The sequence below is a fragment of the Flavobacterium sp. genome, from assembly GCF_035760125.1.
Taxonomy (GTDB): domain Bacteria; phylum Bacteroidota; class Bacteroidia; order Flavobacteriales; family Flavobacteriaceae; genus Flavobacterium.
Genome location: NZ_DASTTN010000247.1, coordinates 1 through 14,424 on the forward strand (window position 1 = coordinate 1; position 14,424 = coordinate 14,424).

14 protein-coding genes are annotated in these 14,424 nt (G+C 36.5%); 12 read left to right on the forward strand and 2 right to left on the reverse strand.

Annotation, left to right across the window (positions count from 1 at the left end):
- The 5 genes from VFS71_RS08900 to VFS71_RS08920 form a co-directional block, all read left to right on the forward strand.
- The coding region (locus tag VFS71_RS08900; RefSeq protein ID WP_326400705.1) for an amidohydrolase family protein at window positions 1–1,252 on the forward strand (1,252 nt) is incomplete at its 5' end.
- Window positions 1,253–1,286: 34 nt separating this feature from the next.
- Entirely contained in the window at window positions 1,287–2,303 is a 1,017-nt protein-coding gene (locus VFS71_RS08905) for an MBL fold metallo-hydrolase (protein ID WP_326400707.1), read from the forward strand.
- A 36-nt stretch (window positions 2,304–2,339) separates the two neighbouring features.
- Entirely contained in the window at window positions 2,340–3,713 is a 1,374-nt protein-coding gene (locus VFS71_RS08910; RefSeq protein ID WP_326400709.1) for an alginate export family protein, read from the forward strand.
- Window positions 3,714–3,776: 63 nt separating this feature from the next.
- Window positions 3,777–4,460 carry a hydrolase gene (locus VFS71_RS08915; RefSeq protein ID WP_326400711.1) on the forward strand — a complete coding sequence of 228 codons (684 nt, stop codon included), beginning with the start codon at window positions 3,777–3,779 and terminating at the stop codon, window positions 4,458–4,460.
- Window positions 4,461–4,489: 29 nt separating this feature from the next.
- Complete coding sequence (locus VFS71_RS08920; protein ID WP_326400713.1) at window positions 4,490–5,335, forward strand: SDR family NAD(P)-dependent oxidoreductase; 846 nt, start codon at window positions 4,490–4,492, stop codon at window positions 5,333–5,335.
- A 33-nt stretch (window positions 5,336–5,368) separates the two neighbouring features.
- On the opposite strand, the gene VFS71_RS08925 is transcribed toward VFS71_RS08920, so the two are convergent.
- Entirely contained in the window at window positions 5,369–7,816 is a 2,448-nt protein-coding gene (locus tag VFS71_RS08925; RefSeq protein ID WP_326400714.1) for a histidine kinase dimerization/phosphoacceptor domain -containing protein, read from the reverse strand.
- 338 nt (window positions 7,817–8,154) lie between these two features.
- On the opposite strand from VFS71_RS08925, the gene VFS71_RS08930 reads away from it, so the two are divergent.
- The 7 genes from VFS71_RS08930 to VFS71_RS08960 all read left to right on the forward strand — a co-directional run bounded on the left by VFS71_RS08930 (window position 8,155) and on the right by VFS71_RS08960 (window position 13,768).
- Window positions 8,155–9,045 carry an alpha/beta hydrolase gene (locus VFS71_RS08930; RefSeq protein ID WP_326400716.1) on the forward strand — a complete coding sequence of 297 codons (891 nt, stop codon included), beginning with the start codon at window positions 8,155–8,157 and terminating at the stop codon, window positions 9,043–9,045.
- A 72-nt stretch (window positions 9,046–9,117) separates the two neighbouring features.
- A complete protein-coding gene (locus tag VFS71_RS08935; RefSeq protein WP_326400718.1) occupies window positions 9,118–9,669 on the forward strand; it encodes an antibiotic biosynthesis monooxygenase in 552 nt (183 codons plus the stop codon).
- An 84-nt stretch (window positions 9,670–9,753) separates the two neighbouring features.
- Window positions 9,754–10,524, forward strand: a complete 771-nt coding sequence (locus VFS71_RS08940; RefSeq protein WP_326400719.1) for an alpha/beta hydrolase — start codon at window positions 9,754–9,756, stop codon at window positions 10,522–10,524.
- A 39-nt stretch (window positions 10,525–10,563) separates the two neighbouring features.
- Entirely contained in the window at window positions 10,564–11,385 is an 822-nt protein-coding gene (locus VFS71_RS08945; RefSeq protein ID WP_326400721.1) for an alpha/beta hydrolase, read from the forward strand.
- A 222-nt stretch (window positions 11,386–11,607) separates the two neighbouring features.
- The gene (locus tag VFS71_RS08950; RefSeq protein WP_326400723.1) at window positions 11,608–12,225 is read left to right on the forward strand and encodes an isochorismatase family cysteine hydrolase; all 618 of its coding nucleotides are present in this window, start codon (window positions 11,608–11,610) and stop codon (window positions 12,223–12,225) included.
- A 4-nt stretch (window positions 12,226–12,229) separates the two neighbouring features.
- The gene (locus tag VFS71_RS08955; RefSeq protein ID WP_326400725.1) at window positions 12,230–12,760 is read left to right on the forward strand and encodes a hypothetical protein; all 531 of its coding nucleotides are present in this window, start codon (window positions 12,230–12,232) and stop codon (window positions 12,758–12,760) included.
- A gap of 102 nt (window positions 12,761–12,862) precedes the next feature.
- Complete coding sequence (locus VFS71_RS08960) at window positions 12,863–13,768, forward strand: phospholipase A (RefSeq protein ID WP_326400726.1); 906 nt, start codon at window positions 12,863–12,865, stop codon at window positions 13,766–13,768.
- Between the two features lie 64 nt (window positions 13,769–13,832).
- Here VFS71_RS08960 and VFS71_RS08965 read toward each other — a convergent pair whose 3' ends face one another.
- Entirely contained in the window at window positions 13,833–14,366 is a 534-nt protein-coding gene (locus VFS71_RS08965; protein ID WP_326400727.1) for a YceI family protein, read from the reverse strand.
- Window positions 14,367–14,424 lie beyond the last annotated feature (58 nt).

Here is a 14,424-nt window from a genome sequence, read left to right on the forward strand (position 1 = left end):
GAACAAAAAAGGAATTGAGGTTTTGGGTTATACCAAAGACACGCATTACGAAGGCAGTGTTTTGGAGCAAGACAAAGACGGAAATCTAACTGGATTAATGTTTGCCAAAGAAACCCCAAAAGCGATTTATACCACTTTAGGCTTGACCACAAAACTAACTCCCGAGGAAAGAATCAATAGTTCGTTGCAGTTTAATAGGGAGCTGAATCGGTTTGGTTTGACATCTGTGGTTGATGCTGCGGGAGGTGGGCAAAATTTCCCTGCAGATTATGGAACTTCAATGGAATTGGCAAAGCAAGGTAAACTAAATCTCCGAATCTCCTATTATCTGTTTGCACAGCAAAAAGGGAAAGAGCTTCAAGATTATGAAAAATGGGTGGCCGAAACTTTGATTAACAAAAATGACAATCTTTTGGTTGCAAATGGTTATACCGAAGAAGGAGCCGGAGAAAATATTGTGGCATCCGCGGCAGATTTTGAAAATTTCTTGGAACCTAGAATTGTCCTTTCTGATCAAATGGAAGGAGATCTCGAACCCATTATTCGCTTACTTGTCAAAAATAGATGGCCTTTTAGATTACACGCCACTTATGGTGAATCCATTGACCGAATGCTGAATGTTTTTGAGAAAGTAAACAAAGAAATTCCGTTTAACGGTCTGCGTTGGTTTTTCGACCATGCCGAGACGATTACACCCCAAGAACTCGAAAGGGTGAAGAAACTCAATGGCGGAATTGCGGTTCAATTTAGAATGTATTTTCAAGGGGAGTTGTATCAAAAAATGTATGGAACTCCAAAAGCGCAATTGCCTCCCATCAAAAAAATGCTCGAAATGGGAATTCCTGTCGGAATGGGAACAGATGCTACCCGTATTTCAACTTATAATCCTTGGATGGCGATGCATTGGCTCATTACAGGTAAAACTTTAGGTGGAATGCAGTTTTGGCCAAAAGATCAGGTTCTTGACAAATTTACGGCACTAAAATTATATACCTCGGGAAGTGCTTGGTTTTCTGGTGAAGAAAATGAAAAAGGAAAATTGATAAAAGGAATGTATGCCGACTTGTCGATTTTATCGGATGATTATTTTACGATTTCTCCTGAAAATGTTAGAAGTATCGAATCGGATTTGACAATTGTAAATGGGAAAGTGGTTTATGGAGCGAGAGATTTTAAAGCTCTGGATCCTGCGATTCCTCCCGTAATTCCGGATTGGTCACCTGTTAAATATTTCGGGGGATACCAAAAATAAACATTAAGTGAAACAATCTAATAAACTTAAAATCATGAAATATCATAAATTAATTTCAGGAATTGCAATCGTATTGTGTTTGTTTATAAATGGCATTGGGTATGCACAGTTTCCCATGCCGGATCACGTACCGATTTGGGATGCCAATAAAGTAACCTTAAAGCTATTTAAAATCACCGATAATGCATACGCAGTTTTACCTTCCACAGTCGAAAGCGAAACTGCCAAAGGTATTCCGCAGGCCACTTCCGCAGGGTTTATTGTTGGCGATAAAGGGGTTTTGGTTATTGAAACGATGCTCAGCAAAGTGCTGTACGATCAACTTTATAAGTTAATCCGATCAGTTACCAACAAACCGATTGTCTATGCCGTAAATACAAGTGATCACGGTGATCATTGTTTTGGAAATTATTTGCTTCCTAAGGAGACAATTATCATCCAGAACGAATTCTGCAAAGATAACCTATCCAAAAACTATGATAATATCAAGCAGTTTATGATTATGCTTTTTGGCAAAGGAAGAGGAATTGAAGAAAGTGTGTATCGAGCTGCAGATATTACTATTTCAAAAAATCAAAATCTCAAAATTGATATGGGAAATGGTAATATCGTCGAATTAATCAATGTAGGCACAGCTCAATCACCTGCAGATCTTTTTGTTTTTTTAAAATCTCCTTCGAAAAATGTATTATGGGCAGGAAATCCATTTATAGCAGAGAGTCCTGCCATTCCGTGGTTGTTTGACGGTTATTTTTTGGAACCAGTAAATAACCTGAACACCATTTATAATATGATTTCGGATAGTGATATTGTTGTTCCCGGACACGGACGCATTACAAACAAAGCGGGGATAAAATACACGATCGATTATGTTTCGGCTTTGAAAACTAATGTTGAAAATGCTGTAAAAAAGGGACTTACGCTTGACGAAACCAAAGCGACTGTCACGATGAAAGAGTTCAATAAGGGATACGAACTTTTTAACTGGTTGCATTTTAACTTCAATGTTCCCAATGCGTATAAGGACATCAAACAAAACGGCAACAAATAATCATTAGGAGAACGAGTAACTATTAAATATTCTCATATGAAAAAGATGATTCTGATACTGGTTTTATTGATTTCATTATCCTGTTTAGGGCAGCAATATCCAAATTTTAAATCACTTCGGTTTGATGAAAATTACAGTTTTTTAAAAAAGGATACTTTGCAAAATGATTGGTATAAAACAATGAAATTTATGCCGATGTCTTCTTCCAAAAATATCTACATCAGTTTTGGAGGAAGTGTCAGATATCAATATTTCTATGCTAAAAATGAAAACTGGGGAGATGGACCTCAAGATAATGACGGGTATATATTGAGCAGGTATTTATTTCACGCCGATTTTCATGCTGGCAAATATTTTAGAACATTTATACAAACGCAAAGCAGTTTGGCCGACGGACGAATTGACCCAAGTCCAGTCGACCAGAATCCGCTCGAAGTGCATCAGGTTTTTGCTGATTTTAATATTATAAATGAAGCTAATAAGAGGTTGATTTTAAGAGTGGGAAGACAAGAAATGACCTATGGATCGCAGCGTTTGGTCGCTTTGAGAGACGGGCCAAATAATCGCCAATCTTTTGATGGAGTTAAAGTTATAGCTTCAAAAAACAACTATTCGGCCGATTTCTTTTACAGCCATTATGTTGTGGCCCACGATGGAATTTTTGATGATGATTCCAATAAAGACAAGCAGTTTTGGGGAAGTTACCTAGTGGTCAATAAAGTTCCTTTTATTAAAAATATTGATGTTTATTATCTAGGTTATGAAAGAGCTCATGCCGTTTTTAATGATGGAGCTGGGAAGGAAAACCGACATTCAGTAGGAACTCGCATTTGGGGAAAATCTGAAGATTGGCGATACGATGGAGAAACACTTTTTCAGTTTGGTGATTTTGATTCAAAAGATATCAATGCTTGGACTGCTTCGCTCAATTTGGGTTATCGTTTAAATACAGTAAAGTTTCATCCTGAAATTGGTTGCAAAATAGAAGTGATAAGCGGAGATAGGGAAGTGGGCGATAATGGATTGGAAACTTTTAATCCGCTTTTTCCAAGAGGCTCTTATTTTGGACTGGCATCCGTAATTGGACCTTCGAATCTTATCGATTTTCATCCCTCTTTGAACTTTGAACTTGCTAAAAATATTGAATGGGGAATTGATTATGATATGTTTTGGAGATACAGCAGCAAGGATGGTATCTATGCTCCAAATGTATCGCTGATTTATCCCGGAGATACAACAACAAGCAAGGAAATTGGTGGTCAACTGGAGAGCGAAATAGTCTGGCAGCCCAATCAATATTTATATTTCCGGGTTGAAGGGACTTGGTTTAAAGCAGGAGATTATATCAAAGCTTCAGGAACGGGTAAGGATATTTTCTTTACGGGAATTACGATGCAGCTGAATTTTTAAATCACAAATTAAATTATGTGAATTGATTTTAAAAATAATTATTAACTATAAACTTTATTAACCATGAAAAAATTTTCACTTACGGCAGCATTAATTTTATCTGCCATTTCAGGATTTTCACAAAAACCTGGGCCAGCTTTGTTGAACCCTACAAATCACGCGTTGGTACTTATCGATTATGAAGGACAGATGGCTTTTGCAACCACTAGTATACCCATAGACCAGTTAAGAAATAATACGGCATTGATTGCCGGGGCTTCAAAAATTTTTGAAATTCCTACGGTGGTTACAACAGTAGCCGAAAAATCATTTAGCGGCCCGGTCTTTCCAGAAATTCTTGAATTGTACCCAGAATCGACCTACGTTGATCGTACGACTATGAATACTTGGGAAGATGTAAATGCGTATAAAGCCATCGTTGGAAAAAATAAGAAAAAACTAGTTTTAGGCGGATTATGGACGAGTGTATGTATTGTTGGCCCAGTTTTGTCGGCAATTGCCGAAGGTTTTGATGTGTACGTGATTACCGATGCCTGTGGGGACGTGAGCAAAGAAGCGCACGAACAAGCCATAACGCGTATGGTTCAGGCTGGTGCACACCCGATGACTTCGCTTCAATATCTTTTGGAACTTCAAAGAGACTGGTCAAGACAGGCAACGTATAAGCCTGTAAACGATCTGGTGGTTAAGTATGCCGGCGGTTATGGCGTAGGTGTGCAATACGCGCGCCAGATGGTTAAGCATTAAACAGATTTAATCTTTAAATGACACAGGATATGAAAAATGAAAATAAAACTTGGTTTGTTACAGGAACTTCTCAAGGAATAGGGCTTATTTTGGTAAAGCAATTATTGGCACAAGGTTTCAATGTGGCTGCCACAGCCCGAAACATAGAAACGCTAAAAAATGCAATTGGTTTTTCAACGCCGCAATTTTTGCCTTTGGAAGTAAACTTAATTAATGAAGAAAGTGTAAAACAGGCAGTAAACGAAACTATAACTCGATTTGGTGCAATAGATTTTCTGGTAAATAACGCAGGATATGGTTTAATTGGCGGAATAGAAGAGAGTTCTGATTTGGAAGTTCGTGCCAATTTTGATATTAATGTATTTGGTTTGCTTAATGTGACCAGGGCTGTTTTGCCTCATATGCGCACGAGTAAATTTGGACATATAATTAATCTTTCATCCGTTTTTGGTTTGATTGCAGGAGCAGGCTGGGGAATATACTGCAGCACTAAATTTGCCGTTGAAGCTATTTCTGAAGCGCTTTCACAAGAGGTTAAGGCTTTCGGAATAAACGTAACGATTATCGAACCAGGTTATGTACGTACGAATTTCTTAAACAGTGGTTCTTTAATAGCACCAACTAATCCAATTGACGCGTATACAGATATTCGTGAAGGTGTACGCAACCATCAGCAGGATCTTCCGGGCAAACAATTAGGTGATCCTGAAAAAGTAGCGGCATTAATTATAAGTATTACCCAGAATCCTGAACCGCCGCTTCGTATGCTTACCGGATCTGATGCCTATCAGTTTGCCAATTATAAAATTGATTCACTGAAAACAGAAATTGAAAAGAATAAAGAACTTACATTCTCAACAGATTATGAAGGATAATTTTTATTGACCCGGTTTTAGGAGAAGCATTTCTTATTCCGGGTCATTTCTATTCTTTTTGTCAGTAGGAAAATCCGATAAAAAATCAATTTTTAATGTTGTTCCATTGTGGCTTTCCATTGTAAATTTTCCTTCTAAATCATCACTTAATCCTTTGATTAAACTCATCCCAAATGAATTGACTTTTTTGGAACCGAAATTGGGGTCAATTCCAATTCCATTATCCGAAATGCTTATCCGATAATGCTTTTCTGCAGTTATTTCGAGACTCACGGAAATTATTCCATTGCGGTCATCCGGAAAAGCATATTTGATTGAATTCGTTATGGCTTCATTCAAAATTAGCCCTAGCGGAACTGCATGGGCAACATCTAATTCCAAAGGGGCAACTTTAATTTCAAATCGGATTCTTTGCCCAAGATTAAAAGATTCTTTTAAATATTCGACCAATTCTTTGATATAATTAGGCATATTAATTGTCGAAATATTTTCTGAATTATATAGTTTTTGATGAATCAAAGACATCGAATGAATTCTATGCTGGCTGTTTTTAATGGCCGACAAAGCCATATCATTATCCAAATAAGCCGATTGCGAATTCAACAGGCTGATTACCGTTTGGAGATTGTTTTTTACACGATGGTGAATCTCTTTCATTAGCCATTCTTTTTCATCGAGTAAATGTCTCAGATTATTGTTTTTCTGATTGATTTCTTTTTCCTTGAACTCCAGTTTAATATTGTTTTGTTGTTTTAGTCGGTATCTGTTGTAAAGTAAACCAATGACAATCAATAATAACGCTACACTCCAAATTGACAGGGTATTCAATAATTTGGACTTTTGCAATTCGCTTTTCTGCAGTTTCGACTGGTCGTTTAACAGTTTGATTTTTTGTTCTTTATTTAAAGTTTCATATTGAATTTTTAATTCTTCAATTTGTTTGTTTTTTGTAAAGTCCACAATAGAATCTCTAATCTTTTTAAAATTTTGATAGTGCTTAAATGCAGAGAGGTAGTTGCCGCTTAGCGAATCAGTTATAGACTGTGAAATTTCAAGATTTTCAGAAGTATAATGTCTGTTATTGACTTTGGATAGCGCCAGAATTTTATCGGCATAAAACTTAGCTTCCTTGGCCTGGTGTCTGCGAGCATAAAAAGCAGTCATTGCCGAATAGGCGTTTAAAACATCAAACAATGTTGCCGGTCCAGTAAGCTGTTGTGCATAACGATCCATTTCTTTATAATGCTTGTCTGCCAAAGGATAATTATTTAATATGTCATAACAATTGGCTTTGGTATTGCTTATAATCATTTTGTCAAAAGGATTTGTTGGCGGATAATTTGCTGTCATCGAATTGATATAATCAAGAGCTTCCCGCGTTTTTCCTACCGAAGACAAAGCCGCGACGAGACTAACAAAACTCCTGTACGAACCGCCACTATTGATGTTTTGATGACCTGCTTCGATACTTTTTTTATACAAATCTAGCGCTTCTTTATAATGACCAAGTGCCAGATAGACGTTTCCAAAACGCAAGTAAAAAATGTCGGCAAAATTATAATCATTGATTGATTCCATTGTTTTTATACTTTTTAAAGCATAATACAATGCGCTTTTTGTGTTGTATGACAGCAGCTCGATATAGGAAATGGTTGCTTCGGTAAAATGTGTATGCTTGAAACCCGCTTTTCTTTGGTAATATAAACTTTGATAAAATTCTTTGAGGGCCAGCTTGGTATTTCCAGTCCAGTAATGAACGGTTATTAATCGCATATGCAGTTCTATTTTTTTCTCTTCCAAGCCTAAAGTTGTATAACGCTTTATAACTTCATTCAAGAGTGCCTCTTTTTGAGGGTCAGAATTGGGTAGAAATTCGGCCTGATTGGCCAATGCATCGGCTAAAGCTTTTTGATCATTTTGTTTTTGACATTCTTTTACCACTTTTGTGAAGCAGTTTTTGCTTTCAGCGATATTATTCGTTTGGGCATAAAATTTTCCCAGTAGCATTAAACTTTGATGTTGCCATTTTTGAATTTTAAGCTGATTGCTAATCTGAACTGCTTCCTGAATGTTGGTAAATGCATTTTGAAGATCATCAGGTTTTGTTCCTGGTTTAAAAAGATAAAAACTCCCTAGTTGAAGTAACAATTTAACCCTATCAATACCTTTCGCTCTGGCCAAAAGCCTTTTTACAGCATTGATATTTCCTTTTTCTATAAGTTCACTACCAATTAAAGGATTTCCATCATTATATCCCTCATCATAACTTAGGGAAACGGGTAAATTATAAGCTTTAGCGGCTAATACTGCAGAACTGTCTTCATCTATTTTTCCTTGATTTTTTCCATATAAAAACATCGAGCAAAACTGGATCAATAATCTTTTCTTCTTTAAGTCATAGTTGGCTGTTGAAGAAGGTATTTGAGCAAAAGAAGAAAAAGTAACAAAGAGCAGGAGATAAAAACAATAAAGCTGTTTCATAATTGTATAAGCATTTGTTGTTGAGTATTTTAATATTAGTAAATATATGAATAAACATAGGTGTTATTTTTTATAGCTATCATAAAAAACATATCTAAAGTTGGAATCTATCGTTTTATTATTTCAATAGTTCTTCTAAATATCACGATATACCGCAGTAATTAGCGAAATGTGGCTAATAAATAAAATTGAAAAATCATCGGAGATGCTGTAAATAAAGAGTTTATTGTTTTAGGCATAATGATTGGTTTATTTTTTAAAGATTATAAATCGTAAAAATGATTTTGATTTGGTATCAAAACAGTTAGTATCAGAATAGTAATTAAATATTTTAAATTATGAAGTCAGCTAATATTTTTTTGTCAGTGACAGCATTGCAAACCGAAGCAAACGATGCTGTTAATTCTAAAACTCAATTTGCAGAAACAAAAGGGAAAAAGATTGCGTATCGTTCCATTGGTAATGGAGATACGATTATTTTGGTAAATCGCTTTCGCGGAACTTTGGACACTTGGGATCCTTTATTTCTGGACAGCCTCGCAGAAAATTTCAATGTGGTCACATTCGATTATACAGGAATTGGTTCATCATCCGGGACTTTACCCACCGATATCGTGAATGTTGCGACAGATGTTAAAGACTTGGCTGAATTCCTTGAATTGAAAAGCATTACCGTTCTAGGATGGTCATATGGAGGTTTGGTTGCTCAGGTTGCAACGCTGCAATACCCTGAATTGATTACGCATAGCATATTAATTGGAACAAATCCTACGGGACATAATGAAATCCAACCGAAACCAGTTTTTTTGGAATGCGCCCTGAAACCGATTAATGATTTTAATGATGAGGTTATTTTATTCTTTGAACCCAATTCGGAAGCCAGTGTAAAAGCGGCCAAATTATCTCATGACAGGATTGCCAAAAGAATTGATGTCTCTAAAATTCCTAGCACTATGGATGTTTTTCAGCTTTATTTTGCAGGAGGAGCTGGTCTGAGAGAAGACAAATTAAAATTCAGAGAGCAGCTCAAAACTACAGCAACCCCTATTTTGGTCATATCTGGTGATAATGATATCACATTTGCAGTAGAAAATTGGTTTGCAATGCTTCGGGAGCTACCTACTACACAGATTATTGTTTTCCCGTTCGCTGGTCATGGTCCGCAACATCAATTTCCAGAGCTTTCGGCAAAATATATTGCTAATTTCATTCAGTTGACCACTAAATGAAACCAACCCAGAAGTTAGCATTAACTTTATGGCAACTGCAAATTAATTATATAATCAATATTCCCTTTGCAAATGGAAAATCAAGGCGCAACAGTTGTAATCACTCACAATGTTTTGAGTGGGAAAGAGCAGGAATATGAAAATTGGCTAATGGAAATTACTCCTGTAAGTAAAAATTCAATTGGATTTTTAGATTGGCAAATTATTCGCCCTATTCCTAATTTGACCTATACTTTTACGGTTATTCTTCGATTTGACACTATTGAAAATCTCAAAAAGTGGATGGAATCAAAAGAGAGGAAGAGACTGATTGAGAAAGCTTTGCCATTTTTTGCGAAAGAAGACAAATTCTATATAAAAAGCGGTTTGGATTTCCTTTTCCTATCAGAAAATGAGAATGCAAAAATACCTGTTCGTTGGAAACAATATTTTGTGACCTGGTCAGCAATATTCCCATTGGCAACATTCATTCCAATGCTCATATTACCGTTATTAAGAAATTTTGATTTTCCTCAAAATCGCTATATCGATTCATTTTTAGTTTCAGGGATAATAGTATTCATTATGGTATATCTGTTAATGCCACCGTATACTAGACTCATAAAAAAATGGCTCTACAAATAACAATTTGAAATCATAAATGGAAGCTCTAAAGCAAGGGATATACACTTTTTATAAACTACTATCAACTATTAAAAAAATAAGATTATGACAAAATCAAAATCCATTATTCTCATACACGGAAACTTTGTAAATAACCTAAGTTGGGCAAAGTGGAAAAGCCGTTATGAAGAAAAGGGATATACCGTGTACACACCCGCTAACCCGGGTCACGAAGGAATCCCTACAGACTTAAGAAACCGAGTCCACCCTGGTCTTATTGAAACCGGATTTATAGATGTGGTTGAAAACATTGTGAAACTCATTAATACTTTACCCGAAAAACCATTGATTATTGGACATTCAATGGCAGGGATGGCAGCAATGAAATTGCTGGAAATGGGTAAGGCAGGAGCTGCCGTAAGTATTGACGGTGCTCCACCAAAGAATGTATTTCCTCCATTTGCAACATTGAAATCAGTATTGCCGGCTTTTGGCTTTTTTTCTTCCAGTAAATATTTTATGGGAAGTCGCGACTGGTATGACAAATGTTTTTTTAATACAACAGCTGTAGCAGAAAGAGCAGATGCTTTTAAAAATTTTGCTGTACCCGAAAGCTATAAAGTAAGCCGTGAATTGGTGTTGAATTCTTTTTCCAATATTGATTTCGGTAAACCGCACGAACCCATTTTGTTTATTGGCGGCGGCAGCGACAATATTTTTCCTCCTTCGCTTACAACGACTTTGGCAAACAAATACAAAGACAAAAAAAGTCGGGTTGATTTGAAGATTTTTGAAGGTAAAAGTCACTTCATCTGTGGAGAAAGTGGATGGGAAAATGTTGCCGACTATATTTTGGATTGGTATGAAAACCTATAAAAAATTAAAAACTATTAATAACCATAAAAAAAAACTAAAATGAGCACGATTACAGTAAAAGACGGAACAGAGATTTATTATAAAGATTGGGGAACAGGACAGCCCATTTTCTTTCATCACGGTTGGCCATTGACTGCCGACGATTGGGATGCACAAATGTATTTTTTCCTAGAACAGGGATATAGAGTGATTGCGCACGACAGACGCGGACACGGAAGATCTACCCAAACGTATACAGGCAATGAAATGGACACTTATGCGGCAGATGTTGCAGAACTTACTGCTTTTTTGGACTTGAAGAATGCCATACACATAGGACATTCAACCGGAGGAGGTGAAGCCATACGATATGTTGCAAAATACGGTAAAGATAGGGTCGCAAAAGTAGTGCTTATTAGTGCAGTTACACCGTATATGATTGTGGACGAAAACAATCCTAACGGAGTTCCTTTGGCCGTGTTTGATGATATTCGTTTTAATACCGCCAATAACAGACAGCAATTTTATCACGACATCACTTTTCCGTTTTACGGCTACAATCGGGAAGGAGCCAACATAAAAAAAGGAATTCAGGACAATTGGTGGCGCCAGGGAATGATGGGAGGCATCAAAGCTCATTATGATTGTATAAAAGCATTTTCGGAAACCAATTTTACCGAAGACCTAAAAAGCGTTGACGTTCCCGTACTTGTCCTGCACGGCGAAGACGACCAAATCGTTCCTTATGCAACTACTGCCTTAAAGGCCGCCGAACTTTTGAAAAACGGAAAATTGATTACCTATCCCGGTTTATGCCACGGAATCCCAACAACAGATGCAGATACTGTTAATTTAGACATACTGGATTTTATTAAATCCTGATATAACCAACCTGAGTTCAATTATTTTTCGGAGCAGAACGACTAGGCTTTTTCAGGAAATATCGTCCCGCTTTCCGTTGCAATATTATGTACCTCTCGTCTTTTGGGACGAGACGGCACATAATGATTTTCACTGCAATCGGGGCTAAGGGGAAATATTTTGCTTTTTTTGCTATTATGATTTTAACCGCAATTCAGGTATATAACTTAAAAACAAACAAGAATGGATGCAAGTACTTATTCTAAAACGGCGTTGATATTGATTGACCCGTTTAACGATTTTCTTTCCGAAGGAGGAAAACTATATCCTCTAACGAAAGAAACTGTGGAGGGGATTTCTTTGGTGCAAAACCTTAAAAAGTTGATAGCGGGTGCCAGAGAACGAAAAATACAAATTATTTATGCTCCACACCATCACACCACCGAAGGGGATTATTTGAATTGGCGGTTTCTTTCACCTTCCCATTTGGGGAGCAAGAATGTAGTTTTATTTGAAAAAAATAGCTGGGGAGCCCAATTTCATCCAGAACTTCAACCGGAACTGGGAGATCTTATTGCCCAAAACCATTGGACGGGTAGCGGTTTTGCCAATACCGATCTTGATTTTCTTCTTCGAATGCATAACATAGACCACATTATACTTGCGGGGATGAGAGCAAATACCTGTATCGATTCTACTGCTAGATATGGAGTGGAATTGGGTTATCATGTAACTTTGATTAAAGATGGTATTGCAGCATTCAATTGGGAAGAAATTCGGGTTACGGTTGAAATTACTTTTCCAAACTATGGACATGCAATACTCTCAACGGAGGAGTTTATAAATACTCCAAAATCGTAAAGTCATGGAAGTGATTTCAGAAAGCAGTGCTACAGCTGTCATTAATGCCTCGATAGAAACGATTGATCTCACAGAATGGATGTTCACGTTAAAAAGCCATGAGTATCAAGCGTGTTCATCGGCACATATTGCTGCGGGCAGTTCGATTTCGGTAGATGGTAAGCGAATGTCCATAAATGTTGAACAGGTAGCCGATAATCTTTTGATACAAAATTACATTGAAGAAGTTGGAGAGAAAGATCATTGTAGGGTAAGCTCAATATCAGATTCCTTTTCTCCTGCGGGAAGAACCAAACTGGGTGTAATCTGGGAACTCAAAGTTGAAAAACGTACCGATAAAAGTTGTGAATTCATAAACCAAGTGAAGGTTTTAATGACGGATGAATTTTTGTCCTTACTCAAAGCAGCCGGCGTTACCGATTTGAATCCCATTAAAGCTATTATGGAGCAAAATCTATCAGCGCATAATCAGGAAGAAACGCCATTATTCGCAAAGGATATTGAAAGCAAAGCTCTTTCGGGAATTTGGGTATAAAACAAAAAAATGAACCAAAAAAGCATTGTTAAAATATGATGCTATTTTGAAAAGATGAATTGGATTACCTTTAGGGTATTAAAAAAAAAAAAAGGAGAAATCATGAAAAATCATTTCGTAAAAACAGTACAAATACTAGTTCTTTCTTTGTTTGCAACCTTTTCTTTAATGGGACAATCATCGTCAATTTTTAAAAGAATGGATTCCTATCAGACGCTCGATAAAATGTGGGAATTGGAACCTGATAGCAATAGTGAAACCTTTTTATTAACGGCCTATAAGCCTATTTACATAATGCCATTCCGGTTTTCAAGCCATAGACGTGCAGTTCCTTTTGAAACAGCGCCAGTTGATCCTGCTGTAACTAATGAAGAAATCCAATTGGACAATGTGGAAGCCACAATGCAGTTCAGTTTCAAAACCAAATTAGCCCAAAGAATTTTTGGAAGAGGCGCATTATGGTTGGGTTATACTCAAAAATCGTATTGGCAAGTTTATAATGCGGAATTTTCAAGGCCTTTTAGGGAAACCAATTATGAACCGGAAATTATTTTTAACTATCCTGTAAAATTTGATTTTTTGAAGATGAAAATGCTTGGGTTTGCATTTAACCATCAGTCAAATGGGAGGGAGGGACACAAATTTACCCGAAGTTGGAATCGATTTATCTTGCATGCCGGTTTTGAAAACAATCAGTGGAGTTTAATTGTTAGAACATGGTTTGCCACCGAGATTACAGAAAACCCGGATATCGAAGATTACATGGGCAGAGGAAGCATTCTTTTTAATTATAGATTAAAGAAACATTTATTGACATTGAAGGCGCAGCATTCTTTGCGGTTTGGCGATGATAATCATGGCAGTGTTGAGTTCGATTGGACTTTCCCTATATATAAAAATCTAAAAGGGTATGGTCAGTTTTTTCACGGATATGGAGATGCCATGATTGATTACAATCAAATTCATACCATTGCAGGAATTGGAATTGTATTTTCGGGAACATTATAAAAAAAAAGCGCTGTTTGTATTCGTTAAGATACTTACAGCGCTTTTTCAATGATTAATAATTTACTTATTGTTTGATGAATTGTAATTCAAAATTTAATTTAATTTCTTCACCAACTAGAACTCCTCCAGTTTCTAAAGCAGAATTCCAGTTTAAACCCCAATCTTTTCTATTAATTTTTCCAGTGATAGAAAGTCCAGCTTTGGTATTTCCCCACGGATCTTTTGCCAAACCACCAAATTCAGTATTTAATTGAACAGGTTTTGTAATTCCGTGAAGGGTTAAATCTCCGGTTAATTCAAATTCTCCTTCATTGATTTTTGAAAAACCAGTTGAGGTGAAAGTAATTTCAGGAAAAGTGGCCGCGTCAAAGAAATCTGGACTTAATAAATGCGCATCGCGATCTTTGTTTCCAGTGGTAATCGAATCGGTTACTCCTTTAAAACTGAATTTAGCATTGTCAAAACTGTCTGATTCTGTTTCTACGGCAGCATCAAATTGTGTAAAATTTCCCGACACATTAGTAAACATCATGTGTTTTACTTTAAATCCAATTTCTGAGTGTGCTGGGTCTATTGCCCAAGTTGCTTTTGTTGACATTTTATTTGTTTTTTTATTGTTATTATTTGTTATTATTTTTTAATGCTTAATTGATGAT

What these genes read in the sequence shown, in the direction of transcription:
- VFS71_RS08905 (WP_326400707.1), top strand. Translation starts at nt 1,287, where the DNA reads ATGAAATATCATAAATTAATTTCAGGAATTGCAATCGTATTGTGTTTG.
- VFS71_RS08910 (WP_326400709.1), top strand. Translation starts at nt 2,340, where the DNA reads ATGAAAAAGATGATTCTGATACTGGTTTTATTGATTTCATTATCCTGT.
- VFS71_RS08915 (WP_326400711.1), top strand. Translation starts at nt 3,777, where the DNA reads ATGAAAAAATTTTCACTTACGGCAGCATTAATTTTATCTGCCATTTCA.
- VFS71_RS08920 (WP_326400713.1), top strand. Translation starts at nt 4,490, where the DNA reads ATGAAAAATGAAAATAAAACTTGGTTTGTTACAGGAACTTCTCAAGGA.
- VFS71_RS08925 (WP_326400714.1), bottom strand. Translation starts at nt 7,816, where the DNA reads ATGAAACAGCTTTATTGTTTTTATCTCCTGCTCTTTGTTACTTTTTCT.
- VFS71_RS08930 (WP_326400716.1), top strand. Translation starts at nt 8,155, where the DNA reads ATGAAGTCAGCTAATATTTTTTTGTCAGTGACAGCATTGCAAACCGAA.
- VFS71_RS08935 (WP_326400718.1), top strand. Translation starts at nt 9,118, where the DNA reads ATGGAAAATCAAGGCGCAACAGTTGTAATCACTCACAATGTTTTGAGT.
- VFS71_RS08940 (WP_326400719.1), top strand. Translation starts at nt 9,754, where the DNA reads ATGACAAAATCAAAATCCATTATTCTCATACACGGAAACTTTGTAAAT.
- VFS71_RS08945 (WP_326400721.1), top strand. Translation starts at nt 10,564, where the DNA reads ATGAGCACGATTACAGTAAAAGACGGAACAGAGATTTATTATAAAGAT.
- VFS71_RS08950 (WP_326400723.1), top strand. Translation starts at nt 11,608, where the DNA reads ATGGATGCAAGTACTTATTCTAAAACGGCGTTGATATTGATTGACCCG.
- VFS71_RS08955 (WP_326400725.1), top strand. Translation starts at nt 12,230, where the DNA reads ATGGAAGTGATTTCAGAAAGCAGTGCTACAGCTGTCATTAATGCCTCG.
- VFS71_RS08960 (WP_326400726.1), top strand. Translation starts at nt 12,863, where the DNA reads ATGAAAAATCATTTCGTAAAAACAGTACAAATACTAGTTCTTTCTTTG.
- VFS71_RS08965 (WP_326400727.1), bottom strand. Translation starts at nt 14,366, where the DNA reads ATGTCAACAAAAGCAACTTGGGCAATAGACCCAGCACACTCAGAAATT.